Origin of the sequence: Streptomyces sp. ISL-12 (assembly GCF_018614415.1) — a bacterium.
Classification (GTDB): Bacteria; Actinomycetota; Actinomycetes; order Streptomycetales; family Streptomycetaceae; genus Streptomyces.
Map to the genome: position 1 here is coordinate 17,210 of NZ_JAGGOO010000130.1, position 26,335 is coordinate 43,544.

The window sequence follows — 26,335 nt, forward strand, 5'->3', positions numbered from 1 at the left end:
GCGGGGGCACGGAGACCGCGACATCGACGACAGTGAACGGTTGCGTTCACTGTCCGGGAGTCACTACGGTCGACATGGCAGTGAACGCCATCGTTCACTAAGGCTCTCGTGGGGGATTCACAGTGACAACCTCTCCGTTGCTCCAAGATCAAAAGCCGGGCTCGACCCGCAGGAACCAACGTCCCGGCATCGCGCTCACCGTCATCGCGGCCTGCCAACTCATGGTGGTACTCGACGCGACGATTGTGAACATCGCCCTCCCGCACATTCAAGAAGCCCTGAAGTTCAGCACCACCGACCTCACCTGGGTCGTCAGTTCCTACACGCTCACCTTCGGCGGCCTGCTGCTCCTCGGCGGCCGGGCCGGTGACATCCTCGGCCGCCGCCGGGTCTTCATGACCGGGATCCTGGTCTTCACCTTCGCCTCGCTGCTCGGTGGATTCGCCCAGGAGCCCTGGCAGTTGCTGGCCGCGCGGGTGCTTCAGGGCATGGGCGGCGCGATCGCCTCCCCCACCTCGCTGGCGCTCATCACCACGACGTTCCCCGAGGGCCCGGAGCGGAACCGCGCCTTCGGCGTCTTCGCCGCCGTCTCCGCGGGAGGCGGCGCCATAGGCCTGCTGGCGGGCGGCATGCTCACCGAATGGCTCGACTGGCGCTGGGTGCTCTTCGTCAACGTGCCGATCGGTCTGCTGATCGCCACGCTCGCGCCCCTGTACATCAACGAGTCCGAACGGCACTCCGGCCGCTTCGACATCGCCGGTGCGGTGACCTCCACGGCGGGCATGGCGACCCTCGTGTACGGCTTCATCCGGGCCGCGGACGAGGGCTGGCGGGACAGCCTGACCATCGGCTCCTTCGGGGCCGCGGTGGTCCTGCTGCTGGCGTTCGTGCGCATCGAGTCCCGGGCCCGGGAACCGATCACCCCGCTGCGGATGTTCACCGACCGCAACCGCTCCGGCACCTATGTGATCATGCTGAGCCTGGCCGCCGCGATGTTCGGGATGTTCTTCTACATCGTGCTGTTCGTCCAGAACGTCCTGGGCTACAGCCCCATCGAAGCCGGGCTCGCCTTCCTGCCCGTCACCGTGGTAATCGCGCTGGGCGCCGGTGTGTCCCAGCGTTTCCTTCCCGTGCTCGGCCCCAAGCCGTTCATGATCGCCGGCTCGACGCTGGCGGCGATCGGGCTGGCCTGGCAGGCGCTCATCAGCTCCGACAGCTCGTACGTGGGCGGAGTTCTGGGCCCCATGCTCGTCTTCGGCCTCGGTATGGGGCTCAACTTCGTCACGCTCACACTCACGGCGGTCTCCGGCGTCGCACAGCACGAGGCGGGCGCGGCCTCCGGTCTGCTCAACACCATGCAGCAGGTCGGCGGAGCACTCGGGCTGTCCATCCTGACGACCGTGTTCGGCACGGCGAGCAGGAACGAGGCGGAGAAGCAGATGCCGGGCTTCCTCGCCGACAGCTCGCCGGAGCAGAAGGCCGAGTTCGCCCGGACACAGCAGCTTCCCGCGCCCTGGGGGCACGACGTACTGGCGCAGGGCATCTCCGCGGCGTTCATCCCGGCCGCCGCGATGGCCGTGCTCGCCCTGGCCACGGCCTGGCTGGTGATCCGGGTCCGCAAGAGCGATCTGGAGGCCCTGTCCGGGACCGCCGGACCCGGCGTCGGCTGAGAGGGCGGCGGCGGCGCGGGCCGGCCGGGGCCGGTCGACAGGTGGCCTGCCCTCCTCGGCCTGTCGGCTCCCGCGTCGCCGGCTCGCGGCAGCCGCGCCGGACCGCTCCGCATCCTTCCGTGACGCCCACGAGCCTGGGTTCTCCACCCGCCGTCCGCCGACCGGCAGTACACGCGGCGGCGGGAACAGCGCGCCCAGCAGTACGGCGAAAGCGCACATGATCAGGGCGGGCATGACGAGGTGGGGCATGACAAAGGCGGACACGACCACAGCCGAAACAACCAGGCCTGACAGAAAATCCATGACCGCCCTCCTCGCGACACTCGGCTGACCGGTGTGTGGTCTCACGCCTCACACAGCACTTGTCGCGACAACGAGCAGCCGGTCACGGAGAGTTCCCGTCATGAGCGGTGAGTCACCGGAACCGCGCTCAGACCGTGCGCGTCATCCAGTCCGGCAGCGCTTCCGTCCGCTCCGCCCAGGCCAGGGGCGGGGCTCCTGCCCGCCCCACGGCGATCACGCCGCCCACGATGGCGCAGGTCGTGTCCACGTCCCCACCGACCTGGGCCGTCGTCCAGAAGCCCCGCTCGTAGTCTCCGAGGGCCCGGGCCGCCGACCAGACCGCGAACGGGACCGTGTCGTGAGCGGTGGTGCGCCGTCCGCAGCCCAGGACCGCCGCCACCGTGGCCGCGTCGCCGTAGTCGAGCATGTCCCGGGCACGGCGCAGCCCCGCGCCGACCGCGCTCCTGCCCGGCACCAGCGCGATCACGCCGTCGAGGAGCGCCTCCGCGCCCGGCGGGCCGCCGGGCGCCCCGGACAGGGCGGCGGCAGCGGCCACGGCCATGGCCCCGACCACCGCTTCCCTGTGCTGGTGCGTGGGATAGGCGGAGATCTCCGCCTGATGCGTGGCCTGCTCGGGGTCGTCCGCGTACCAGGCGCCCAGCGGGGCGACGCGCATCGCGGCGCCGTTTCCCCAGGAGCCCTGTCCGTCGAAGAGCGCGGCGGCGAGTTCCCGCCAGTCGCCGCCCTCGCGGACCAGCCGCAGGAGCCGGTTGACCGCGGGCCCGTAGCCGCGGTCGAAGTCGTGGTGCTCCGCGAAGGAGCGGGCCAGCGCGTCCTGGTCGATGCGCTGGTGGGCGGCGAGTACGGCCACCACGGAGCAGGCCATCTCCGTGTCGTCCGTCCACTGCCAGGTTCCGGGCGGCACCTCGCGTCGCTTCAGCAGGGGGTGGTTGACGGGTACGAAGTACTGCGAGCCGAGCGCGTCGCCCACCGCCAGTCCGCGCAGACTGGCCAGGGCGCGGTCCAGGCGCTCCGCGGCGGACGGAAGACGTCTCCCGGCAGGAGATTGTGCGGTCATGGCCCTGCCACCCTATCCAGTCACCCGGTCATCCAGTACGGTTCCGGATCCCGCCAGCGGTCGAACGGCCGGTCGAGCCGGTACTTGCCGTCTTCACCGAGAACGAGCATCCGTATCTCGCCGTTCCCAGGATTGGACAGCGACTCGAACTCCGCCACCGTCCAGTGGAACCACCGCATGCAGAACAGCCGCATGGCCAGGCCGTGCGTCACCAGGAGCACGTTGGGCGGGTGGTCGGGGGCCTCGAAGCTGCGGAAGAGGCTCTCCAGGAAGCCGCCCACCCTGTCGTACACGTCGGCGCCGGACTCGCCCTGGGCGAAGCGGTAGAAGAAGTGGCCGTAGGCGTCCCGGTACGCCTTCTGCAGGCGCACGTCCTCGCGGTCCTGCCAGTTCCCCCAGTCCTGCTCACGCAGCCGGGGCTCCTCCCGGACGCGTATGAGATCGGGGTCGAGGCGGAAGGCGCGCAGCGTCTCGTGCGTGCGCCGGTAGGGCGAGACGTAGACGCTGACCCGCTCGCGGCCGAACACCTCGCGCAACTTCTCACCCGCCTGTCCGGCCTCCCGCCGGCCCTGCTCGGTCAGGCCCAGGGCGTGGTCGGGCTCGCGCTCGTACACGGAGTCGTCAAGGTTGCCCGTTGACTCGCCGTGCCGGACAAGGACGATGCGCCGTGGTCGTGCCATGCCAAAACCCTAGATCGCGCCGACCGCCGCCGAGTACCCGGCCGGGCTCCATACGGCGTAGGTCACACAGTCCTCACACGCAGCCTCACACGGTCCAGGACGGTTCCAGCTCCACGATGTCCCCGGTGAGGGCCGCGATGTCGGCCTCCGTCTGGGCACGCAGGGCGAGCCGTTCCACCCGCTCGGTGCGGTACTTGCCGTGCTCGGCGGCGGCCTGCCACATCGACAGCACCAGGTACTCGTTGCCGGGCGCCTCACCGAACAGGCCGCGGATCATGCCGGGCGAGCCGGCCATCGCGGGGTTCCACACCTTCTCCTGCATCAGGACGAAGTGCTCGGCGCGCTCCTCGTGGACGCGGCAGAGGGCCACCCGCACCAGATCGGCGTCCGTGAAACGCGGTTCGAAGCCGGTCTTCACATCGAAGCGGTAGTCGAAGAGCCTGGTCCTGGCGTCCTTGAAGGTGCCCGACTGCGCGGCGGCGAGCCGGTCGTGGGAGCGGGCCATGAAGGAGTCGTAGAAGGTGCGGCTCTCCCAGAAGGTGAACACGTGGGCCACGTCGGGGCGTATCCGGCTCCAGCCCCCGCCCTGTCCGCGAAAACCCGGCTCCCCCGGAAGCCCCGCCCACTTTCGCTGCCCCCGCTCGAAACCGCGGCGGTCCACCACGGTGCAGCGAATCCACTTGACCAGCACCGCGCCATGGTAAGGCCAGGGAAGGCGGCCCCGGTCACCCTTGCGAGGTCTGCTTTCCGCCCGTGCACCGGCACGCGTGGCAGGATGGACAACCGGCCGTCGCTGTTCGGCAGTTGGGGTGGACGGACAGGGCGGGCTACTGGGAAGGGGAAGTGAGTGAACGGCCTCAGCAAGGGGATCCGCAAGGTCGAGGTCGCCCTGAGGTGGGACCCGAACCCGGCGGGCGAGCCGCCGGCCGACCTGGACGTGGTCGCCGCGACCTACCTGGCGGGCGATCCGTACGGCGATCCCTCCTATGTGGTGCACTTCGACAGCCGTTCCCCCGACGGCACCATCTATCTCAACCGGGACAGCCAGGACGGCAAGGGCTTCGGCTTCGACGAGGTCATGACGCTGGAACTGGAACGGCTCGACGCCCGTTACGCGCGCGTGCTGGTCGGTGTGGTCATCCAGCAGCGTGCCGGCCGGCGGACCTTCGTCAGCGTGACCCACCCGGGCCTGCGCATCCGCGAGGGTTACACCGAACTCGCTTCGACCGACTTCGGGAACGTCCTGGGGGCGACGGCGGCCACGGTCGCGGAGTTCGTCCGGGACGAGGACGGGGCGTGGGAGTTCCGCGCGGGCGTGCACGGTTACGAGGACGATCCCGCCGACTTCACCGCGACCATGGGAGCACTGCGGCGGCCCTGAGGGTGCCGTACGCGAGTAAGGGGCGCCGACCATTGGGTCGGCGCCCCTTACTCATGAGGTCCTACGCGTCAGCTGCAGCCGCTGGTCGAACCGCAGCCCTCGCAGATGTAGCAGGAACCGGCCCGCTGCATCTTCGTGCCGCAGGAGAAGCACAGCGGGGCGTCGGCCTGGATACCCAGCTGCATCTCCACCAGCTCGGCGCTGGTGTGCGCCTGCTTCGGAGCGGGCTTGGCCGCCTCGACCTCGGCCTTCGGCGTGGCCACCGCCTTCAGCTCCTGGGCCCGCGGCGCCGACTGGGCCAGGCCCTCTACGTCGACCTCGTCGTCCGACGGCTCGTACGAACCGGTCTCCAGGTGACGCTGACGCTCCTCGGCGGAGTGGATGCCGAGCGCGGAGCGCGTCTCGAAGGGCAGGAAGTCCAGCGCCAGGCGGCGGAAGATGTAGTCGACGATCGACTGCGCCATCCGCACGTCCGGGTCGTCGGTCATCCCGGCCGGCTCGAAGCGCATGTTGGTGAACTTCGAGACGTACGTCTCCAGCGGCACGCCGTACTGGAGGCCGACGGAGACCGCGATGGAGAAGGCGTCCATCATGCCCGCGAGGGTCGAGCCCTGCTTGGACATCTTGAGGAAGACCTCGCCGAGACCGTCGTCCGGGTAGGAGTTGGCGGTCATGTAGCCCTCGGCGCCGCCGACGGTGAAGGACGTGGTGATGCCGGGACGTCCCTTCGGGAGGCGCTTGCGGACCGGGCGGTACTCGACGACCTTCTCGACCTTGGCCTCGACGGCCGCGGGCGCCTCGGTCTTCTCCTCCTTGACGTCCTTCGTCTTGGCGGAGAGCGGCTGGCCGACCTTGCAGTTGTCGCGGTAGATCGCCAGCGCCTTGACGCCGAGCTTCCAGGCCTCGAAGTAGATCTCCTCGACCTCCTCGACGGTCGCCGTCTCCGGCATGTTGACCGTCTTGGAGATGGCGCCGGAGATCCACGGCTGGATCGCGGCCATCATACGGACGTGGCCCATCGGGGAGATGGCCCGCTCACCCATGGCGCAGTCGAACACCTCATAGTGCTCGGGCTTGAGGGAGGGAGCGTCGATCACATTGCCGTGCTCGGCGATGTGGGCGACGATCGCCTCGATCTGCTCCTCCTGGTAGCCCAGGCGGCGCAGGGCCTGCGGCACGGTGCCGTTGACGATCTGCATCGAGCCGCCGCCGACCAGCTTCTTGAACTTGACCAGCGCGAGGTCGGGCTCGACACCGGTGGTGTCGCAGGACATCGCCAGGCCGATGGTGCCGGTCGGGGCGAGGACGGACGCCTGGGAGTTACGGAAACCGTTCTTCTCGCCGAGGCGCAGCACGTCCTGCCAGGCCTCGGTGGCGGCGGCCCACACCGGGGTGTCCAGGTCGTCCATGCGCACGGCCGCGCCGTTGGCGTCGGAGTGCTGCTTCATGACGCGCTGGTGGGCGTCGGCGTTGCGGGCGTAGCCGTCGTACGGGCCGACGACCGCGGCCAGCTCCGAGGAGCGGCGGTAGGCGGTGCCGGTCATCAGGGAGGTGATGGCACCGGCGAGGGAACGGCCGCCGTCGGAGTCGTAGGCGTGGCCGGTCGCCATCAGCAGGGCGCCGAGGTTGGCGTAGCCGATGCCGAGCTGGCGGAAGGCGCGGGTGTTCTCACCGATCTTCTGGGTCGGGAAGTCCGCGAAGCAGATCGAGATGTCCATCGCGGTGATGACCAGCTCGACGACCTTCTGGAAGCGGTCGGCCTCGAAGGACTGGTTGCCCTTGCCGTCGTCCTTCAGGAACTTCATCAGGTTCAGCGAGGCCAGGTTGCAGGACGTGTTGTCCAGGTGCATGTACTCGCTGCAGGGGTTCGAGCCGTTGATCCGGCCGGACTCCGGGCAGGTGTGCCAGTTGTTGATGGTGTCGTCGTACTGGATGCCCGGGTCGGCACAGGCCCAGGCCGCCTCGGCCATCTTGCGGAAGAGGCTCTTGGCCTCGATCTCCTCGATGACCTCGCCGGTCATGCGAGCGCGCAGACCGAACTTGCCGCCCTGCTCGACCGCCTTCATGAACTCGTCGTTCACGCGGACCGAGTTGTTGGCGTTCTGGTACTGGACGGACGTGATGTCGTCGCCGCCCAGATCCATGTCGAAGCCCGCGTCGCGCAGGGCGCGGATCTTCTCCTCTTCCTTCACCTTGGTCTCGATGAAGTCCTCGACGTCGGGGTGGTCGACGTCCAGGATGACCATCTTGGCGGCACGGCGGGTGGCGCCACCGGACTTGATCGTTCCGGCGGAGGCGTCGGCGCCCCGCATGAAGGAGACCGGGCCGGAGGCGTTGCCGCCCGAGGACAGCAGTTCCTTGGAGGAACGGATCCGGGAGAGGTTCAGGCCGGCGCCGGAGCCGCCCTTGAAGATCATGCCCTCTTCCTTGTACCAGTCGAGGATCGACTCCATGGAGTCGTCGACGGACAGGATGAAGCAGGCGGAGACCTGCTGCGGCTGGGGCGTGCCCACGTTGAACCACACGGGGCTGTTGAAGCTGAAGATCTGGTGCAGGAGGGCGTAGGCCAGCTCGTGCTCGAAGATTTCGGCGTCGGCGGGCGAGGCGAAGTACTTGTAGTCCTCACCGGCCTTCCGGTACGTCTTCACGATGCGGTCGATCAGCTGCTTGAGGCTGGTCTCGCGCTGCGGGGTGCCGACGGCGCCCCGGAAGTACTTGCTGGTGACGATGTTGACCGCGTTCACCGACCAGAAGTCGGGGAACTCGACGCCGCGCTGCTCGAAGTTGACCGAGCCGTCGCGCCAGTTGGTCATGACGACGTCACGACGCTCCCAGGCCACCTCGTCGTAGGGGTGCACCCCCGGGGTGGTGTGGATGCGCTCGACGCGGAGCCCCTTGCTCGCCTTCGTGCCCTTGGCGCGGGAACTCCGTGCCGGACCGCTCGCCGTCTCTGTCATGCCGCCTCCCTGATACGGGCGAAAACGCCCTGAAGTGCCCCGATGTTCCCGTGGCACGGTGTTCTGTCTGGTGTTGCGGGCCCACTCGCTCCGCCCGCAACAGGTCTCTTCTTCGCCGCCGTCCGGCCGGTCCCGGTTCCTCGGTCCGGGGCCGGCCCGCCGGTCAGTCGGCGGCGCCTGCGGGCTCGGGAACCTGCGCGGTCCCCTCGGGCCCGCGGCCGTCTTCCTGGCTCCCCGCGCCGGCTCCGTCGCCGCCGCTCACGCCCGGCTGTCCCGTCTCTTCCCTGAGTTCCGCGATCGCGGCCTCGAAGTCCTCGAGCGAGTCGAACGCCCGGTAGACCGAGGCGAACCGCAGGTAGGCGACGAGGTCCAGTTCCTGGAGCGGGCCGAGTATGGCCAGCCCCACGTCGTGACTGGTCAGCTCGGCGCTCCCGGTGGCCCGCACCGCCTCCTCGACCCGCTGGCCGAGCTGGGCGAGCGCGTCCTCGGTGACGGGCCGACCCTGGCACGCCTTGCGCACGCCGTTGATGATCTTGGCGCGGCTGAACGGTTCGGTGACCCCGGACCGCTTGACCACCATCAGCGAGCAGGTCTCCACGGTCGTGAACCGACGCGAGCAGTCAGGGCACTGGCGGCGCCTGCGGATCGACGTGCCGTCGTCGGTCGTACGGCTGTCGACGACACGGCTGTCGGGGTGCCTGCAGAAGGGGCAGTGCATGGGACTCCAACCCTCCTCACGGCAGACTCAATAGCCTCACGAGGCCCTTCAGGCCCCTCGAAGCAGCCCCAAGCATAGGCGATCGCCACCGGCCTCAAGACCGGGGGGACCACAACTTGTGGGCCACTGATGCAATCCAACCACTAGATATGGGGATTGGCTCAGACATCCACACCTTCACGCGTGTCGCGCCCGCATCAGCGGGCGGCGCCCGGCCGTTCACCCCGGCGAACCGGAGCACGTCCGGCCGCGGCCGTCGCCGGAGCCGCCCTGCGGCTCGTTCCCGCCCTCGCGCGCGGTCCGCCGGCGGGGCCGCGTCGGCCCGGTCGCGCGTGCACGGCTGCGAAGCCGGAACGTGCGCACCCGCGAAGCCGGACGCCGGAACGTCCGCGAAGCGGGACGGCGAGACGTCCGCGAACCCGACGGCGGGGCACCCCCCGACCGCCAAGGCGGAAGGCGGGGCACCCCCGAGCCCGTGAGGCGGGACGACACGTCACGCGCGCGTGCGCCCGGGGCGGTGCCGATGCGACGGGTGCGGAGATACCGTGGGCGCCGCGGGGAGGCGAGGTGCGACTCCCGCGCAGATGAGGACCGCTCCCCGTCCGACGGAATGCCGAATGGCAGACTGGGGCCACAGCCCGCGAGGCCACCACCCCGGCGGTGAAGGGTACAGCAATGGACCCTTATGTCCGCCGAACCCCGTGGGGGCAATACACCTGGACACCTGATCACGTCAGGCAAACTACGTTTTTTCACTCGAACGTGTGTTTGGCGCAACCTTTCGAAAGCAACTACCGTTGTCCAGCAGGGAGACCATCGAGAGGGGCCGACGTGACCACCACCGCAGACAGTGCCGCCATCACCGCCCAGGACCGCTCCCCGGGGCGGATCGAGCCGGTGCACGCGATGAACGAAGCCACGAATCCAGAGGGAGCCAAGCGCTCCATGCCCGGCCGACCTCCAGGGATCAGGGCGGACAGCTCGGGACTCACCGACCGCCAACGCCGGGTGATCGAGGTCATCCGGGACTCGGTCCAGCGCCGGGGCTACCCGCCGTCCATGCGCGAGATCGGCCAGGCCGTCGGCCTCTCCAGCACGTCCTCCGTCGCCCATCAGCTGATGGCCCTGGAGCGCAAGGGCTTCCTGCGCCGCGACCCGCACCGCCCGCGCGCCTACGAGGTGCGCGGCTCCGACCAGGCGGCCTCCGTGCAGCCCACGGACACCGCGGGCAAGCCGGCCGCGTCGTACGTCCCGCTCGTCGGGCGCATCGCGGCCGGTGGCCCGATCCTCGCGGAGGAGTCCGTCGAGGACGTCTTCCCGCTGCCCCGGCAGTTGGTCGGTGACGGCGAGCTGTTCGTGCTCAAGGTGGTCGGCGACTCGATGATCGAGGCCGCCATCTGTGACGGCGACTGGGTCACCGTCCGTCGCCAGCCCGTCGCGGAGAACGGCGACATCGTGGCCGCGATGCTCGACGGCGAGGCCACGGTGAAGCGCTTCAAGCGTGAGGACGGCCACGTCTGGCTGCTCCCGCACAACTCGGCGTACGAGCCGATCCCCGGCGACGACGCGACCATCCTCGGCAAGGTGGTGGCCGTTCTGCGCCGCGTCTGAGTGTCACGGCGGGCGGGCCGCTGAGAGCCCCGCCGTCCTGACCGGGCCCCGGGACCCCTGCGCCGGTTCCGGGGCCCTGTGCTGTCCCGAGACCTGTGCTGTCGCGAGACCCCGGTGGCCACGGCTTGTGCACCGGTGGGTGGCCTGGCGCGGCGCCGCGCCAGGCCACCCACCACCGATCACCCGGCCTCGGCTTCCGCTTCCGCCTGCCGCGCCGCCGCGTCGATGGCCGCCAGCGACTTCCGGGCCTGATTACGGTCCGTGGTGTACCAGAAGTCGGGCAGTGAGGCCTTCAGATAGCTCCCGTACCGGGCCGTGGCCAGACGCGGGTCCAGTACGGCGACCACGCCGCGGTCGCCGGAGGCCCGGACCAGCCGGCCCGCCCCCTGGGCCATGAGCAGGGCCGCGTGGGTGGCGGCCACCGCCATGAAGCCGTTGCCGCCGCCCTCCTCCACCGCCTTCTGCCGGGCGCTCATCAGCGGGTCGTCCGGGCGCGGGAACGGGATCTTGTCCATGACGACCAGTTGGCAGCTGGGGCCGGGGACGTCGACGCCCTGCCAGAGGGAGAGGGTGCCGAACAGGCAGGTCTTCGGGTCGCCCGCGAAGTTCTTGATCAGCTCGCCGAGCGTCTCCTCGCCCTGGAGCAGAATCGGGAACTCGGGAATCCGCGCCCGCAGCTCCTCGGCGGCCAGCTGCGCCGCCCGCATCGACGAGAACAGCCCGAGCGTCCTGCCGCCCGCGGCCTGGATCAGCTCGGTCAGCTCGTCCAGCATGTCGGCGCGGTCCCCGTCCCGCGCGGGACGCGCCAGGTGCTTGGCGACGTACAGGATGCCCTGCCGGGGATAGTCGAAGGGCGAGCCGACGTCGACGCCCTTCCACTGCGGGACGTCCTCGCCCTCGGTGCCCTCGGGGGCCAGGCCGAGCGAGGCGCCGACCCCGTTGAAGTCGCCGCCCAGCTTCAGGGTCGCCGAGGTCAGCACCACCGAGCGGTCGGCGAAGAGCTTCTCCCGCAGCAGGCCCGCGACGGACATGGGAGCGACCCGCAGCGAGGCACCGAAGCGGTCGTGCCGCTCGTACCAGACGACGTCCCACTCGGAGCCGTTCACGATCCGCTCCGCCACGTCGTGCACGGATTCCACGAAGGCGAGGGCCTGTTTGCGTACCGCGTCCTCGTCCTGCACGGACTTGTCGCGCGTGGCGCCGATCGCGGAGATCACCGTGCGGCAGGCGTCGCGCAGGGCCATCAGCGCGTAGCCGAGGTCCTCCGGGACTTCCTCCAGGCGGCCGGGCAGGGCCAGCTCCATCAGCCGTTCGAAGCCCTCCGAGGCGGTCTGGAGCTGGTCGGCGGCCTTCTCGTTGACGAGCTTCGCGGCACGCCGCACCGCACGGTTGACCTGGCCCGGGGTGAGTTCGCCGGTGGCTACGCCGGTGACCCGGGAGACCAGCTCGTGCGCCTCGTCGACGATCAGCACCTCGTGCTGCGGGAGGACCGGGGCACCCTCGATGGCATCGATGGCGAGCAGCGCGTGGTTGGTGACGACGACCTCGGCGAGCTTGGCGCGCTCCCGGGCCATCTCCGCGAAGCACTCGGCGCCGTAGGCGCACTTCGTGGCGCCCAGGCACTCCCGCGACGACACCGACACCTGGGACCAGGCCCGGTCCGACACACCGGGCGTGAGGTCGTCGCGGTCGCCGGTCTCGGTCTCGTCCGCCCAGTCGCGCATGCGCAGCAGGTCCTGGCCCAGCCTGCTGGTGGGGGCGGCGGCCTCGAACTGGTCGAAGAGGCCCTCCTCCTCGTCCTGCGGGACGCCCTCGTGCAGCCGGTGCAGACACAGGTAGTTCGACCGGCCCTTGAGCATCGCGAACTCCGGGCGGCGGCGCAGCAGCGGGTGGAGCGCGTCCACCGTACGCGGCAGGTCCCGCTCGACGAGCTGGCGCTGGAGGGCGAGGGTGGCGGTCGCCACGATCACCCGGTCCCCGTGCGCGAGCGCGGGCACGAGGTAGCCGAGCGACTTGCCGGTGCCGGTGCCGGCCTGGACCAGCAGATGGGAACCGTCGTCGATCGCCTCCGCGACCGCTTCGGCCATGGCCACCTGGCCGGGGCGCTCCGTGCCGCCGACGGCAGTGACGGCAGCATGCAGGAGTTCGGGGAGTGAGGGCTTCGTCATAGCGCGACCACCCTACGGCCCGGGACTGACAAACGGGCGAGCAGGCGGCGGGGAGGGGCCGGCCGCTGACAGTCCGGCAGGGGCGCAGGGGAGGAAAGGAGGGCGCGCGGGGGTGGTGGACATCAGCGGACGGCGCCGCACGCGGTCCTGGCGTCACAGCGGACGACGCCGCACGCGGTCCTGGCGTCACAGCGGACGACGCCGCACGTGCTCCCGGCGGCGTCAGAGCGAACGGTGCGGGGCACGGTCCCGGATCATGAGAGCCGCGCGCTTGCCCGGCAGGGCGATCTCGCCGCGGAACCGGAAACCGGCGCCCAGGAACGCGGCGACGCAGCGGGTGTTGCGGACGTCCGGCTCCGCGAGGACGCGCGTGCACGAGGGCCGCCGGTCCAGCGCGAGCTCGGCGACGGCCCTGATCAGCATGGTGCCAAGGCCGCGCCCCCGGTCGGCAGCAGCACCGATGAGCAGGTGGATGCCGATGTCGTGGGGTCGTACGGGGCAGTGGCGGGCCAGCGGATCGAGGTCGGCGCGGTAGATCTCCCAGTAGCTCATCGGCCTGCCCTCCAGGACACCGAGGCACGGCACGCTGCCGCCGTCCCCGGCGAGCTGGGCGCGTACATGGGCCTCGGTCACGCTCGGCGGTCCGGCCAGTTCCCAGAAGAGGGCGACCGCCGGATCGTTCATCCAGCGGCTGATCAGCCGCAGGTCCCGTTCCAGGCGCACGGGGAGCAGGCGGAACGCGCCGGCGGGCGTGTCGGCCGGCCCCCAGGCGGCCACCTGGATACTCGCCTCGGTGCGTGGCACAGTGTCGCTCCTGTCTCGGACGGGTCAGCGATGCAGGGGGTTGGGCAGGGTGACGTAGACGGACTGGGTGTCGACCGGGCCGACGAGTTCGTCCAGGCCCCGCATACGCGTCAGCAGGTTGGCCTTGCAGCGCAGGACGGGTGAGTCGAGCAGCCGGCCGGGCAGTGAGCTGCGCATCCGGCGCGGTCCCGCGGCGGCCTCGCGCAGGAAGCGGCGGAAGGCGTCGAGCAGCAGCCCTTCGTCGGCGAGCCGCTGGGAGCCGAAGGCGCCCACCAGGCCGAAGACGTTGTTGATCGCGAGGTAGTACGCGAGCCGTTCGTCGGCGACCTCGTCGGAGACGAAGGTGTCGCTCCGTTCGCCGAGGCCGGGCAGCCGGGCGTCGAGTTCGGCCCGGCGGGACTCCCGGAAGTAGTAGCCCTGGTTGTCGCGGTAACGGCCGCCCGCGGGCCGGCCGTCGGCGTCCAGGAGCAGCAGCGTGTTCTGCTGATGTGCCTCCAGCGCGATGCCCGCCTCGCCGTCCAGCCAGAGGACGGGGCGGACGATCTGTTCCAGGTAGTGCGGGAACCACTCGGCGGCCACGGCGCCGGGCGACCGTCCGGTCCGGGCGGCCAGGCCGTGGATGATCCCGGCCAGCCGGGACCCGGGCGTGTGGGCCCGGGGCGCGACGAGTCCGGCGACGCAGGAGACGTCGTCACGGGGGCGGAACGGGTTGTGCCGGACGACCACGTCGAGTCCGCGCACGGGTGTGCCGTCCGGTCCGTCCACGGCGAGCCAGGCCGGGTCGCGGACGATGTCGAACCCCGGGTGCGCGGCCTGCCAGCGGGCCGCGAGGCCCCTGCGCAGGAGGCGGTGGACCTCGACGCCCCGGTGCAGTTCCTTGCGCAGGTTCTCCCGTCGCGAGTTGGTGATGTGCAGGCCCAGGGAGAGCTTGAGCATGGCGGGCGCGGCGGTGCGGTGGACGGTGCGTACGGAGGAGGTGGGGCACCAGGGCAGGCCCCGGGGGCCGAGGTCGCGCAGCAGACCGGCGGCCAGCAGGGCCTCGGCCTCGGGCCGGCGCCGGATCTCCTGGGCCTGCCAGGGGTGCAGGGGCAGGGCGGCGTATCCGTCGGGCAGGTCCGGCAGCTCGCTCTGTGGTGCCAGCCGGGCGGTGAGCTGGGGGCCGGTGACCGGGCGACCGCGCTCGGTCCAGGCGGAGTCGGTGCGCAGCACCGAGGGGGCGACCGCCATCCAGTGCAGCGGGAAGGAGCCCCGCAGTTCCGGTGAGTACCGGCGCAGCTCGCTCTCGGTGAGCCCTTCGCGGCTCTTCGGTGTCGGGTGCAGGGGGTGGCCGTGGACGAGGGCCTGCTCGGCGGCGAGGAAGAGGTCGGGGGCGTCGGCGGGCTGTTCCCGGCGGTCGCCGATGAAGACGGTGGTCCGGCGGACGGAGTCGGCGACCCGGGCCACGAGGTCGACGGCGTCGGCCGCCGTGGCACCGGGCGCCTCCCTGGCGAGCAGCGCGGCGACGGTCACCGCGTCCACCGGTCGGCCCGGCTGGGGAGCACCGGCCAGGCAGGGCGCGCCGAAGCGGTGCCACCCCGTCGGTGACCAGTGGCGGACGGGCACCAGCAGGGCCGTACCGCTGGCGGGCAGGGGGACGCGAAGGACCCCGTGCTCCGGGCCGGGTACGTCGGTCTCCCGGAGCCAGCAGCGCAGCAGGTTCTCCACGGCGGCGGCCTGGGCCGCGGTGTGGGGGTCCGGATGCGCCAAGGGGTCCGTCCGGGCGGGGACCTGCTGTCTGGGCACCGTCTCCTGGTCGCCCGGGGTGCCGGACATCCGCGGACGGGTGTGGTCTTCGGACGGGGGGAAGGAGATCACGGCAGATCCTCTGAGCGAACGTTTTTCCGTAGGGAAGTACTACAAATTGGGCAAAAAGCCGGGAGCGGGACGAACAGACGGTCCGCGCTCCCGCAGCCGGGATACGCGAGATGTGAGGGCGGCGGTGACGGCGAGTGCGCCGGAGCCGGTGGCGGGTGGCGTCGCGCAGCGGCTCAGCGCGGGTGCGGGCAGGGCGGGGCCTGACCGGAGTGGTCGCGGGCCACCGCGCAGACGGCGTCGGCCAGGCGGTCGAATACCGCCGCCGCCTGCTCCTCCGTGGTGGTCAGCGGTGGCAGCAGCCGGACGACGTTCGCGGGCCGGCCGCCGACGCCGACGATGAGACCGCGGCGCAGGCACTCCCGCTGGACTGCGGCCGCGAGTCCGGGCGCGGGACGGCGGCAGGGGTGATCGCCGCCGTCGTCGAGCGGGTCCTCCTCGGCGTGCACGAACTCGATCCCGATCATCAGCCCGCGCCCGCGCACCTCCCCGACGCAAGGGTGTACGCCGGTCAGCTCCCGCAGCCGGCCGAGCAGGCCGGCGCCCAGGGTGGCCGCGTGCTCGGCGAGGCGGTTCTCGCGGACGTGGGCCAGGGTCGCCGTGCCCGCGGCCATGGCGAGCTGGTTGCCGCAGAAGGCTCCGGCGGGGACGCCGAGGTCGCCGGGCTGGAGGTCCTCGTGGTGGACGACGACGGACAGCGGCAGGCTGCCGCCGATCGCCCTGGAGAGGACCATCACCTCGGGCACGACCCCGGCATGGTCCACCGCCCAGTAAGCGCCGGTCCGGCCGACGCCCGTGCCCCGCTCGTCGGCGATGAGCGCGACGGACCGTGCGGCGGTCAGCCTCCGCACCTGGCGCATCCGGTCGTCGGACACGGGGAGCAGGCCCTCGTCCGAGACCGGCGCGAGCAGCATCCCGGCCGGCGTCGCGTCCGTCCCGAAGGCGTCGAGCTGGTCGCCGCACACGGGCCGGTCATCACCGCACGGGACGATGCCCGTCCGGCCGGTCGCGGCGCGGACGAGTGCCACGGCGGTGTCCATCGCGTCCGTCTCGCAGGGACCGCAGAACCTGACGCGCGCGTGCCCGGCGAAAACGGGCGGCAGGGTGCGCAGCAGTTCGTCGACGAAGGCGTCCTTGACCGGTGTCGCCACGTCGGGGGCCTGCAACGGGACGCCGGAGTCGAGCACCTCGCGGATCGCCTCCAGCACGACCGGGTGGTTGTGCCCGAGGGCCAGTGTTCCGGCGCCGGAGAGACAGTCCAGATAGCGCCGGCCGTCCGCCCCCTCGACGGTGAGTCCCCGTGCCCGGACGGGGACGATCGGCAGGGCGCGCGCGTAGGTACGCGCCGCCGTCTCACGCGCCGGCCGGCGCCGCGCGGCGCCCTCGTACGTTCCCGAGGGCGCCTCCCGGACGGACCGCACCGCCGTCCTCGCCGCCCCCTCCCCCGTCGACACCAACCCCCCGCACCCGGATTCGGCCACGGTCTCCTGTCCTTCCGCTGTTCAGAGAGGGGCCGCGGTCGGGCCGCAGGCCACCCCTCACCGCTACCAACCCCCGATCGCGCACGGGGTTACGGCCTGCCGCCGGATCTGCCTGTTGCGCGACCATTGACATTCCGCCCGAGTTCCCTCGTAGGGGGCATATCGCATTCCGATAGCAGCAAGGGGGCACACCATGCGTTACGTACGGCTGGCGTTCACCGATCGACGACCACGGGGCGGGCGGGGCCGCGTCTTCCCGCGGCCGGTCGTCGTCGCGCTCGCGTCGGTGCCGGCGCCGACCGCCGCCCGCAGGACGGACGGCGGCCCAGGCGGTGGTTCGTCCGCCTCGGCCGCGGACGACGCCGGCGGCGGGATCGAGATCCCGGACCACATCGAGGACGGACTCAGGGAACACGGGATCGACGTCGACCGGTGGAAGGACGGTGCCTGGCAGGACTGGGACCGTGGCGACTGGCTGCGCCTGGCCAGATGGTCTGTTCGGCGACGGTGGTGGCGGACCCGGCGCGTCCTGGCCGGTCCGACCTGGTGCGGGCCGCGGGTCACTGGGTGCACGCCGGCCGGACGGGCGGGCTGGTACCGCACCATCGCGTTCGTGCCGTCGTACGACGACACAGCGCTGTCGGGCAAGGACCTGCGCGACGCCACCGAGCACCAGCCGGCTCCCTACGGCGTGTGATGGCGACCGGGCACAGACCTCTCATCAGTGGATCGAGCGGGGCGCAGCCACCGGCGGTGACGGTGCCCGCGCACGACTTCGCCGTCATCCGGGTGGCGCCCGAGGGGGGCGTCGGCGGCAGGTCGCTGGAGGAGACGGTCGGCTCGGCCCTGCCGGTGGACTTCGCGGCGCCCGCGGCGCCGGAGATCCCTGTGCTCACGGCGCTCGGATTCCCGGCCGCGGCGCCGTTCGACGGCCAGACGCTGTACGGGTGCGAGGACCGGCCGGGCCGGCTGTCCATCGACGCGTCCGAGCCGACGATGTACCGCATCGGCTGCACCATGACCGGGGTTCGTCCGGCGGCGGCTGGGTGACGGCCGGGTCCGACGGCGACCCGGTGCTGGTGTCCAACACCTCCATCGGCCCGGTGGGAGGCGGGTTGGTTGGCCGGTCCGCGGCTGGGCGAGGAGGGCGAAGGCCGTGTACGACGCGGTCGGCGCGGAGCCCGCCGGGCGGTGAAGGGCGCCGGGCAGCGCAGCGGAACCGGGCAGTGAGGGGCGCCGGGCACCCGCCTGGCTGCGACGACGCGCCGGGCCGCAGCACCATCCCTCAGCGTCACCCGTGGCGACGACACCGGCGTACGACGTCCGAGGGCCCGCCCCCGCCGATGCGGGAGGCGGGCCCTCGGACGTACGACGTGCCGGGTCCGTGCGGGACCCGTACGCGATCAGGCGAGCGGCGCCGGGACGTACGGCGTGAGTTCCGCCGCGAGTTCCTCGTGCACCCGGACCTTGAGCAGGGTGCCCTCCGGGGTGTGCTCCTCGGAGAGCACCTCGCCCTCGTCGTGGGCGCGGGCGACCAGCTTGCCGTGCGTGTACGGCACCAGTGCCTCGATCTCGACGGACGGGTGGGGCAGCTCGTTGTCGATCAGCGCGAGCAGTTCCTCGATGCCCCGGCCCGTGCGGGCGGAGACGGCGATGGAGTGCTTCTCGACCCGGAGCAGCCGCTGGAGGACCAGCGGGTCGGCCAGGTCGGCCTTGTTGATCACGACGATCTCGGGTACGCCGGTGGCGCCGACGTCCCTGATCACCTCGCGCACGGCGGCGAGCTGCTCCTCCGGGACCGGGTGCGAGCCGTCCACCACGTGCAGGATCAGGTCGGAGTCGCCGACCTCCTCCATGGTGGAACGGAACGCCTCGACCAGGTGGTGGGGCAGGTGCCGGACGAAGCCGACGGTGTCCGCCAGGGTGTACAGCCGCCCGCTCGGCGTCTCCGCGCGGCGCACGGTCGGGTCCAGGGTCGCGAACAGCGCGTTCTCGACCAGGACGCCGGCGCCGGTGAGGCGGTTGAGCAGGGAGGACTTGCCGGCGTTGGTGTAGCCCGCGATGGCGACGGACGGCACCTTGTTGCGCCGGCGCTCCTGGCGCTTGACCTCGCGGCCGGTCTTCATCTCCGCGATCTCACGGCGCATCTTCGCCATCTTCTCGCGGATCCGGCGCCGGTCCGTCTCGATCTTGGTCTCACCGGGGCCGCGGGTCGCGAGACCGCCGCGGCCACCACCCATCTGCCGGGACAGCGACTGACCCCAGCCGCGCAGCCGCGGCAGCATGTACTGCATCTGCGCGAGCGCCACCTGCGCCTTGCCCTCGCGGGACTTGGCGTGCTGGGCGAAGATGTCGAGGATCAGGGCGGTCCGGTCGATGACCTTGACCTTGGCGACGTCCTCCAGCTGGATCAGCTGGCCGGGGCTCAGCTCACCGTCGCAGATGACGGTGTCCGCGCCCGTCTCCAGCACGATCTCGCGCAGTTCCTGCGCCTTGCCGGAGCCGATGTACGTGGCCGCGTCGGGCTTGTCACGGCGCTGGATCACGCCGTCGAGCACCAGCGCGCCCGCGGTCTCCGCGAGGGCGGCCAGTTCGGCGAGGGAGTTCTCCGCGTCCCGTGCCGTGCCCGTGGTCCAGACGCCGACGAGGACGACGCGCTCCAGGCGGAGCTGTCGGTACTCGACCTCGGTGACGTCCTCCAGCTCGGTGGAGAGGCCCGCCACGCGGCGCAGGGCCGCGCGCTCGGAGCGGTCGAACTGATCGCCGTCCCACTCCGCGTCGTTTCCGTGGCTCCAGGCGACGTCCTCTTCCATCAGGGCATCGGCCCGAAGACCCTCGGGATAGGTGTGCGCGAGGCGCTTGGTGTCCTGGGAAGTGGAAGAAGAGGAGGTCATTGGATCCTTACGTCTCTGGGAATCTCGGGAACGGATACCGCGGCGCTCTTCACGCCACAGGCCGGTCGTACGTCACAACGCGTGAGCAGGCGGAGAGATTCCCGCCTCCCGAACCGCGCGCCGACCGGAAAATGGTCGCACGGGACGAGGCGTCTCGTCATCGGCTTATTCCCCTGACTCCGGCGCGGCAGTCGTCCCGGCCGGCTTCCAGTCCGGGTGGCCCGGCATCGGCGGGGTCCGCTCACCGTGGAGCCAGGCGTGCAGGAAGCCGTCCAGATCACGGCCGGACACCTCGCCGGCGAGCCGGACGAAGTCGGCCGTGGCCGCGTTGGAGTCCCGGTGACGGCTCACCCAGATCCGTTGGAGGCGTTCGAAGGCCGGGCGGCCGATCTCCTGGCGCAGGGCGTAGAGGACCAGTGCGGAGCCGTCGTAGACGCTGGGCCGGAAGATGCTCGTCTTGCGGCCGGGTTCGGGCGCCTTGGGCGCGGCCGGCGGTCCGCCCTCGGCGCGCCAGTCGTCGGACGTGCTGTAGGCGGCCTTCATCCGGGCTGTCAGGGTCTGGCCGCCGCGCTCCTGTGCGTACAGGGCCTCGTACCAGGTGGCGTGCCCCTCGCTGAGCCACAGGTCGGACCAGTCGCGCGGGCTGACGCTGTCGCCGAACCACTGGTGGGCCAGCTCGTGCACCATGATCGACTCGATGAACCACTCGGGGTGGGTCCGCTCGGTGAACAGTTCCCTCTCGAAGAGGGAGAGCGTCTGCGTCTCCAGTTCGAACCCGGTGGAGGCGTCGGCCATGAGCAGGCCGTACGTCTCGAAGGGGTACGGCCCGACCCTGCTCTCCATCCAGGCGATCTGGCCGGGGGTCTTCCGCAGCCACGGCTCCAGCGCCGCGCGGTGCCGGGTGGGGACGACGTCCCGTACGGGCAGCCCGTGCGGGCCGGTGCGGCGCAGCACCGTGCTGCGGCCGACGGACACCTGGGCCAGTTCCGTCGCCATGGGGTGCCGGGTGCGGTACGTCCAGGTGGTCGCCGTGTCGCCGGCCGGGGAGCGGCCGTGCGGCAGCCCGTTCGCGACGGCGGTGTGGCCGTCGGGGGCGGTGACCCGGATGGTGAAGAACGCCTTGTCGGAGGGGTGGTCGTTGCAGGGGAAGACCAGGTGGGCGGCGTCGGCCTGGTTGGCCATGGCGAGGCCGTCGGCGGTGCGGACCCAGCCGCCCTCGCGTCCTTCCGGGCCGGCGGGGTCGCTGCTGTGCCGCACGGTGATCCGGATCCGCTCGCCCTCGGCCGCCGCCTCCCCGGGCGTGATCACCAGGTCCTCGCCGGCGGCGGCGAAGGCGGCGGGCTCGCCGTCGACCTCCACCGAGCCGACCGTGCCGTGGGCGAAGTCCAGGTTGATCCGGTCCAGGTCGGCCGTGGTCCGGGCGTCGATGGTGGTGACGGCGCGCAGCGGCTCGGTGTTGCTGCCGGAGTAGGTGAAGGAGAGGTCGTAGGCCAGCACGTCGTAGCCGGGGTTGCCCAGGTACGGGAAGAGGCGGTCGCCGATGCCGAGCGGGGCCGGCGGGGCGCTCGCGGCGGTCAGACAGAGCGAGGCGGCCGACGCGAGCAGCGCCGCCGGCCGAAGCCGGGAGAGCGAGGTGGGGGGAGTGTGCGGCATCCCCCACGGCTATCAGCGCCCGCGCACGCCACGGCGACGGCGCGCGCCCGGCGCACCCGAACGGGCTCCCGCGCGCCACGCGCCCCAGACCACCGAGCCCCGGGCTGTCGACCCCGCCGCTCAGCCGTCCGTCGGCTGCGGCTGCTGCGCCCGGCTCACGTCGTACACGCCCGCCACGTTCCGCATCGCGCGCATCAGGGCGGGCAGGTGGGCGACGTCCGGGAGGCGGACGGTGTACGTGTGGCGGACGCGCTGCCGGTCCGGGGGCTCGACGGTCGCGGAGACGATCTCGGCGCCCTCCAGGGCCATCGCCTCGGTGAGGTCGGCCAGGAGATGCGGACGGACGAACGATTCGGCGAGCAGCGTGACCCGGCCGCCGGCGGTGTCGCCCCAGCGCACGCCGACCTCCGCGCGCCCCGCGCTCTTCATCCGCGCCACTACGGCGCACTCCGCGCGGTGCACCGTCACGACCGACCCGCGCACGGCGAAGCCGGTGACCCGGTCGGGCGGTACGGGGGTGCAGCAGCCGGCCAGCCGTACGGTCACGTCCGGCAGGTCGACCAGGACGGCGGGGGCGTCGGCGCCGCCGTCCGGCGCCTCCGGGGTGCGGCGGACGACCAGTCCCTCGTCGGTGCCCGGCCGGGCGGGCTCCTCGTCCTCGGCGCCGCCGCGCCCCGGGTGGGCGGTGAGCCAGCGCTGGATGGCGATCCGGGCGGCGGGGGTGTGGGCGTGCTCCAGCCACTCCCGGGAGGGCTCGGAGGCCGGGTCCTGCCCCATGAGGAGCTGCACGGTGTCGCCGTCGCGCAGGACCGTGCTGAGCGTCGCCAGCCGCCCGTTGACCCGGGCGCCGATGCACGCGTGCGCGTCCTCGCCGTACTGCGCGTAGGCGGCGTCCACGCAGGTCGCGCCCTCGGGCAGGCCCAGGGTGCCGCCGTCGGGGCGGAAGACGGTGATCTCGCGGTCCTGGGCGAGGTCCTCGCGCAGGGTGGACCAGAAGGTGTCGGGGTCGGGGGCCGCCCGCTGCCAGTCGAGGAGGCGGGAGAGCCAGCCGGGGCGGGTGGGGTCGACGCGTTCTCCGTCGCCCGCGGACTGCTCCTCGCCGGGCGCGGTGTAGGGGTTGCCGAGGGCGACCACTCCGGCCTCGGCGACCTTGTGCATCTGGTGCGTGCGGATGAGGACTTCGACGACCTGGCCGTCGCCCTCGCGGGCCACGGCGGTGTGCAGCGACTGGTACAGGTTGAACTTGGGTACGGCGATGAAGTCCTTGAACTCCGAGACCACCGGCGTCATACAGGTGTGCAGTTCGCCGAGGACGGCGTAGCAGTCGGCGTCCTCGTTCACCAGGACCAGCAGGCGGCCGAAGTCGGTCGGGGCGAGCCGGCCGCGTTTGCGGCCCACGCGGTGCACGGAGACGAAGTGGCGGGGCCGGATCAGGACCTCCGCCGGGATGTCGGCGTCGCGCAGCACGGCGCGTACCTCGTCGGCGGTCGCGGCGAGCGGGTCGTCCGGGCGGGCGGCGTTCTCGGCGATGAGTTCCTTGGTGCGCCGGTGGTCCTCGGGGTGCAGGACCGCGAAGACCAGGTCCTCCAGCTCGGTCTTGAGCGCCTGGACGCCGAGCCGTTCGGCGAGCGGGATGAGGACGTCCCGGGTGACCTTGGCGATGCGTTCCTGCTTCTCCTGGCGCATCACGCCGAGGGTGCGCATGTTGTGCAGCCGGTCGGCGAGTTTGATCGACATCACGCGGACGTCGTTGCCCGTGGCGACGAGCATCTTGCGGAAGGTCTCGGGCTCGGCGGCGGCGCCGTAGTCGACCTTCTCCAGTTTGGTGACGCCGTCGACGAGGTAGCGGACCTCTTCGCCGAACTCCGCGCCCACCTGGTCGAGGGTCACCTCCGTGTCCTCGACGGTGTCGTGCAGGAGGGAGGCGGTCAGCGTGGTGGTCTCGGCACCCAGTTCGGCGAGGATGAGGGTGACGGCGAGGGGGTGCGTGATGTACGGCTCGCCGCTCTTGCGCATCTGGCCGCGGTGCGAGGACTCGGCGAGCAGATAGGCGCGGCGCAGGGGGTCGATGGCCGCGTCGGGGTGGTGGGCGCGGTGGGCCTCGACCACATGGCCGATGGCGTCGGGGAGCCGGTCGCGGGTGCCGGGACCGAGCAGTGCGGCGCGGCCCAGGCGCCGCAGGTCGAGCCGCGGGCGGGCCTTGCGGCGGGGCGTCGTGGGGGTGGCGGCGACGGTGGTCGCGGGCGTCACCGGACCTGGGCTCGCTGGTTTCGCGGCCTCCGCGTTCATGGGCACCTCCGGCTGCGTCGACCGGCGGACGGGCCACCCCGGGTCGGGCGGGGCACGGGGAACGGCGTCGGTCCGCCGTCCGGGCCGGTCCTTGATGCTATCGAGCCCATCACGTACGGCCGACCGCCTCTCGCCGAGCATGAAACGGATCACCCATTCGAGCGATGGGTGGCAGGTTTACGTTTCCGAGCGGGGCGTCGAGGATCGCTCTGGTGCTCACACGGCGGCCCCCGTCCACCACTCGGCGTCGATCTCGCCCTCGGCGACGATCACCGCCGGGCCGGTCATCTCGATCTCGCCGTCGGGCCGCTCGGTGATGACCAGGGTGCCGCCGGGGACATCCACCGTGTACGTCGCCGGGGTCCCGGTCACGGCCGGGTCGGCGCCGTCCCGGCGGGCGGCGGCGACGGCGACGGCGCACGCGCCCGTGCCGCAGGAGCGGGTCTCGCCGGAGCCTCGTTCGTGGACGCGCATCACCACGTGGCCGGGGCCCCGGTCGACCACGAACTCGACGTTCACCCCGTCCGGGTAGGCGGCGGCCGGGCTGAACGGCGGCGGGGAGAGCAGGTCGCCGGCGTGCGCGAGGTCGGCCACGAAGGCGACCGCGTGCGGATTGCCCATGTTCACGTTCCGCGCGGGCCAGTGGCGCTCGCCGACGCTCACCGTGACGTCGCCGTCCGGGAGCAGGGCGCGGCCCATGCCGACGGTGACGGCACCGTCCTTCGCGAGATGGACGCTCTTCACGCCCCCGCGCGTGGCGACGGCGAGGTCTCCTTCGGTCACGAGCCCGGCGTGCTGGAGGTAGCGCGCGAAGACCCGCACGCCGTTGCCGCACATCTCGGCGACCGAGCCGTCGCCGTTGCGGTAGTCCATGAACCACTCGGCCTCGGCCGCCAGGTGCCGGGCCTCGGGGTGCGCGGCGGACCGCACCACGTGCAGCAGTCCGTCACCGCCGATGCCGGCGCGGCGGTCGCACAGGGCGGCGACGGCGGCCGGCGGCAGCGCGACGGCGTTCTCCGGGTCCGGCACGATCACGAAGTCGTTCTCGGTCCCGTGACCCTTGAGGAAGGCGATCCGCGTGCTCATTCCTCGATCGTACGGGGTGGCGCCGGCACGCCCGCCGGACAGGGCGCCGTCAGCCGCGCAGACGGGCCACGCGCCACACCGCCAGGACGACCACGGCGGCGACCACGACCACGTAGGCGAGGACCACCCGCCAGTCGGGGCGGCGGCCCGAGCCCCGCTGGGGCAGGCCCGGCCAGGTGTGGCCGACACGACGGGCGGCCATCATGCCCCAGCCGGCCGCGCAGGAGCAGATCAGCAGCCCCAGCATGGCGATCATCGCGCCGCTGTCGCCGAAGTCGAAGGCGAGCGGGAAGGCGAACATCAGGGAGCCGACCGCGGCCAGGCAGACGATGGGCGCGAGCTGCCACAGGCGCAGTCGCCGCTGCGGACGCAGCTCGACCTCGACCTCTTCGCCGCCCGCGTACATCTCCTCCGGCTCCGGGCCGTCGGCGGTCACACCGCCCCGCGTCTCGTCGAGCCCGTCCGGGCCCGGACGGACCGCGTCCGGCTCCGGTTCCGGGCCGTCGACGGTGACGTGATCGGTGCTCGTCGCGGTGTCACGAGGGCCGGCCTCCATCGCCACGCGCCCTCCCCACTAGGACTCCACTTGGTCGATCGAAGCTCGATGATGGCACGCCCCCGGAGGCCTGGATGACGGCCGGGGCGTCCCGATGCCATGACGTGATCAGGCTGTAACCGGTCGTTCGACCAACGACAGCGCGAGCTGCGGAAGTTCCCGGAGGTCCGCCACGGCCCCACTCAACCAATGCACCCGGGGGTCGCGCCTGAACCATGAATCCTGACGGCGCGCGAAGCGTTTGGTGGCCCGTACGGTCTCGTCCCGGGCCTCCTCCAGGGTGGTTTCACCGGCGAGCGCCGTGAGCACCTGCTGGTAGCCGAGCGCGCGCGACGCCGTACGCCCTTCGCGCAACCCCTGCGCCTGGAGTGCGCGTACTTCGTCCACCAGGCCGGCCTCCCACATCCGGTCGACCCGGCGTGCGATCCGGGCGTCCAGCTCGGGGCGGGCCACGTCGACGCCGATCTGCACGGTGTCGTAGACGGAGTCGTGGCCGGGGAGGTTGGCGGTGAAGGGCCGGCCGGTGATCTCGATCACTTCCAGGGCGCGGACGACCCGGCGGCCGTTGCTGGGCAGGATGGCGCGCGCGGCCTCCGGGTCGGCGGCGGCCAGCCGCGCGTGCAGCGCGCCGGAGCCGCGCAGGGTCAGCTCCTCCTCCAGCCGCGTCCTGACCTCGGGGTCGGTGCCGGGGAACTCCATCTTGTCGACGGCGCCGCGGACGTAGAGGCCCGAGCCGCCGACCAGGATCGGCCAGCGGCCCGCGGCCAGCAGGGCGTCGATCCGCTCCCTGGCGAGGCGCTGGTACTCGGCGACGGAGGCGGTGACGGTCACGTCCCAGATGTCCAGGAGATGGTGCGGGACCCCCGCTCGCTCCTCGGGCGTCAGTTTGGCGGTGCCGATGTCCATCCCTCGGTAGAGCTGCATGGAGTCGGCGTTGACGACTTCGCCGCCGAGCCGTTGGGCCAGAAAGACGCCCAGATCGGACTTACCGGCTGCGGTCGGTCCGACGACGGCGATGACGCGGGGGGCGGGAGGTGCACTGCTCACCGCCCCAGTCTCGCAAACCTCTCACCGGGGTCTCGAACGAGTTACGTGACATCACGCCATCGAGGTCGTTGCCCGTTGCGAGGTTCCCGCCCCGGAGACACGGGGGCGGCGGCCCGGGCCGCGCAAACG

17 protein-coding genes and 2 pseudogenes are annotated in these 26,335 nt (G+C 71.9%); 4 read left to right on the top strand and 15 right to left on the bottom strand.

What is annotated here, in order from left to right:
• Positions 1 to 122: 122 nt before the first annotated feature.
• On the top strand, positions 123 to 1,670 hold the full coding sequence (locus tag J7I94_RS31055) for an MFS transporter (RefSeq protein WP_215172453.1): 1,548 nt from the start codon (positions 123 to 125) through the stop codon (positions 1,668 to 1,670).
• Between the two features lie 430 nt (positions 1,671 to 2,100).
• On the opposite strand, the gene J7I94_RS31060 is transcribed toward J7I94_RS31055, so the two are convergent.
• The 3 genes from J7I94_RS31060 to J7I94_RS31070 form a co-directional block, all read right to left on the bottom strand.
• On the bottom strand, positions 2,101 to 3,030 hold the full coding sequence (locus J7I94_RS31060; protein ID WP_215172455.1) for an ADP-ribosylglycohydrolase family protein: 930 nt from the start codon (positions 3,028 to 3,030) through the stop codon (positions 2,101 to 2,103).
• Positions 3,031 to 3,050: 20 nt separating this feature from the next.
• Positions 3,051 to 3,710 carry a histidine phosphatase family protein gene (locus tag J7I94_RS31065; protein ID WP_215172457.1) on the bottom strand — a complete coding sequence of 220 codons (660 nt, stop codon included), beginning with the start codon at positions 3,708 to 3,710 and terminating at the stop codon, positions 3,051 to 3,053.
• Between the two features lie 85 nt (positions 3,711 to 3,795).
• On the bottom strand, positions 3,796 to 4,401 hold the full coding sequence (locus J7I94_RS31070; protein ID WP_215172459.1) for a YdbC family protein: 606 nt from the start codon (positions 4,399 to 4,401) through the stop codon (positions 3,796 to 3,798).
• A gap of 156 nt (positions 4,402 to 4,557) precedes the next feature.
• Between J7I94_RS31070 and J7I94_RS31075 the strand changes: the two genes are divergently transcribed.
• Positions 4,558 to 5,091, top strand: coding sequence for a TerD family protein (locus tag J7I94_RS31075; protein WP_215172461.1), 534 nt, complete (start codon positions 4,558 to 4,560; stop codon positions 5,089 to 5,091).
• A gap of 68 nt (positions 5,092 to 5,159) precedes the next feature.
• On the opposite strand, the gene J7I94_RS31080 is transcribed toward J7I94_RS31075, so the two are convergent.
• Together J7I94_RS31080 and nrdR are read right to left on the bottom strand one after the other, a co-directional pair.
• Complete coding sequence (locus J7I94_RS31080; protein ID WP_215172463.1) at positions 5,160 to 8,048, bottom strand: vitamin B12-dependent ribonucleotide reductase; 2,889 nt, start codon at positions 8,046 to 8,048, stop codon at positions 5,160 to 5,162.
• Positions 8,049 to 8,211: 163 nt separating this feature from the next.
• Positions 8,212 to 8,766, bottom strand: a complete 555-nt coding sequence (gene nrdR, locus J7I94_RS31085; protein ID WP_215172465.1) for a transcriptional regulator NrdR — start codon at positions 8,764 to 8,766, stop codon at positions 8,212 to 8,214.
• 831 nt (positions 8,767 to 9,597) lie between these two features.
• Between nrdR and lexA the strand changes: the two genes are divergently transcribed.
• Positions 9,598 to 10,377, top strand: coding sequence for a transcriptional repressor LexA (gene lexA, locus J7I94_RS31090; protein WP_215172467.1), 780 nt, complete (start codon positions 9,598 to 9,600; stop codon positions 10,375 to 10,377).
• A 179-nt stretch (positions 10,378 to 10,556) separates the two neighbouring features.
• On the opposite strand, the gene J7I94_RS31095 is transcribed toward lexA, so the two are convergent.
• The 4 genes and pseudogenes from J7I94_RS31095 to J7I94_RS31110 form a co-directional block, all read right to left on the bottom strand.
• Positions 10,557 to 12,545, bottom strand: a complete 1,989-nt coding sequence (locus J7I94_RS31095) for an ATP-dependent DNA helicase (protein WP_215172468.1) — start codon at positions 12,543 to 12,545, stop codon at positions 10,557 to 10,559.
• A 222-nt stretch (positions 12,546 to 12,767) separates the two neighbouring features.
• A pseudogene (locus J7I94_RS31100) lies at positions 12,768 to 13,322 on the bottom strand (GNAT family N-acetyltransferase); the annotation flags it as partial.
• Between the two features lie 51 nt (positions 13,323 to 13,373).
• Entirely contained in the window at positions 13,374 to 15,161 is a 1,788-nt protein-coding gene (locus tag J7I94_RS31105) for an IucA/IucC family siderophore biosynthesis protein (RefSeq protein ID WP_215172529.1), read from the bottom strand.
• A 215-nt stretch (positions 15,162 to 15,376) separates the two neighbouring features.
• Positions 15,377 to 16,621 (bottom strand): aminotransferase class III-fold pyridoxal phosphate-dependent enzyme, encoded by a 1,245-nt coding sequence (locus J7I94_RS31110; protein ID WP_308114776.1) that lies wholly within the window; start codon positions 16,619 to 16,621, stop codon positions 15,377 to 15,379.
• A gap of 253 nt (positions 16,622 to 16,874) precedes the next feature.
• On the opposite strand from J7I94_RS31110, the pseudogene J7I94_RS31115 reads away from it, so the two are divergent.
• Positions 16,875 to 17,876, top strand: a pseudogene (locus J7I94_RS31115) (serine protease).
• Positions 17,877 to 18,084: 208 nt separating this feature from the next.
• Here J7I94_RS31115 and hflX read toward each other — a convergent pair.
• The 6 genes from hflX to miaA form a co-directional block, all read right to left on the bottom strand.
• Entirely contained in the window at positions 18,085 to 19,575 is a 1,491-nt protein-coding gene (gene hflX, locus J7I94_RS31120; protein ID WP_215172472.1) for a GTPase HflX, read from the bottom strand.
• Between the two features lie 165 nt (positions 19,576 to 19,740).
• The gene (locus J7I94_RS31125) at positions 19,741 to 21,228 is read right to left on the bottom strand and encodes a M1 family metallopeptidase (RefSeq protein WP_215172474.1); all 1,488 of its coding nucleotides are present in this window, start codon (positions 21,226 to 21,228) and stop codon (positions 19,741 to 19,743) included.
• A gap of 120 nt (positions 21,229 to 21,348) precedes the next feature.
• Positions 21,349 to 23,517, bottom strand: coding sequence for a bifunctional (p)ppGpp synthetase/guanosine-3',5'-bis(diphosphate) 3'-pyrophosphohydrolase (locus J7I94_RS31130; RefSeq protein WP_215172476.1), 2,169 nt, complete (start codon positions 23,515 to 23,517; stop codon positions 21,349 to 21,351).
• Between the two features lie 216 nt (positions 23,518 to 23,733).
• On the bottom strand, positions 23,734 to 24,603 hold the full coding sequence (gene dapF, locus J7I94_RS31135; RefSeq protein ID WP_215172478.1) for a diaminopimelate epimerase: 870 nt from the start codon (positions 24,601 to 24,603) through the stop codon (positions 23,734 to 23,736).
• A gap of 49 nt (positions 24,604 to 24,652) precedes the next feature.
• A complete protein-coding gene (locus J7I94_RS31140) occupies positions 24,653 to 25,159 on the bottom strand; it encodes a hypothetical protein (RefSeq protein ID WP_215172533.1) in 507 nt (168 codons plus the stop codon).
• A 108-nt stretch (positions 25,160 to 25,267) separates the two neighbouring features.
• Positions 25,268 to 26,206, bottom strand: a complete 939-nt coding sequence (gene miaA / locus J7I94_RS31145; RefSeq protein ID WP_215172480.1) for a tRNA (adenosine(37)-N6)-dimethylallyltransferase MiaA — start codon at positions 26,204 to 26,206, stop codon at positions 25,268 to 25,270.
• Positions 26,207 to 26,335 lie beyond the last annotated feature (129 nt).

Coding starts and splice junctions, on each gene's coding strand:
- J7I94_RS31130 (WP_215172476.1), bottom strand. CDS start 23,517: ATGAACGCGGAGGCCGCGAAACCAGCGAGCCCAGGTCCGGTGACGCCC.
- J7I94_RS31125 (WP_215172474.1), bottom strand. CDS start 21,228: ATGCCGCACACTCCCCCCACCTCGCTCTCCCGGCTTCGGCCGGCGGCG.
- J7I94_RS31095 (WP_215172468.1), bottom strand. CDS start 12,545: ATGACGAAGCCCTCACTCCCCGAACTCCTGCATGCTGCCGTCACTGCC.
- J7I94_RS31060 (WP_215172455.1), bottom strand. CDS start 3,030: ATGACCGCACAATCTCCTGCCGGGAGACGTCTTCCGTCCGCCGCGGAG.
- J7I94_RS31105 (WP_215172529.1), bottom strand. CDS start 15,161: ATGTCCGGCACCCCGGGCGACCAGGAGACGGTGCCCAGACAGCAGGTC.
- J7I94_RS31080 (WP_215172463.1), bottom strand. CDS start 8,048: ATGACAGAGACGGCGAGCGGTCCGGCACGGAGTTCCCGCGCCAAGGGC.
- J7I94_RS31065 (WP_215172457.1), bottom strand. CDS start 3,710: ATGGCACGACCACGGCGCATCGTCCTTGTCCGGCACGGCGAGTCAACG.
- J7I94_RS31140 (WP_215172533.1), bottom strand. CDS start 25,159: ATGGAGGCCGGCCCTCGTGACACCGCGACGAGCACCGATCACGTCACC.
- hflX (WP_215172472.1), bottom strand. CDS start 19,575: ATGACCTCCTCTTCTTCCACTTCCCAGGACACCAAGCGCCTCGCGCAC.
- nrdR (WP_215172465.1), bottom strand. CDS start 8,766: ATGCACTGCCCCTTCTGCAGGCACCCCGACAGCCGTGTCGTCGACAGC.
- dapF (WP_215172478.1), bottom strand. CDS start 24,603: ATGAGCACGCGGATCGCCTTCCTCAAGGGTCACGGGACCGAGAACGAC.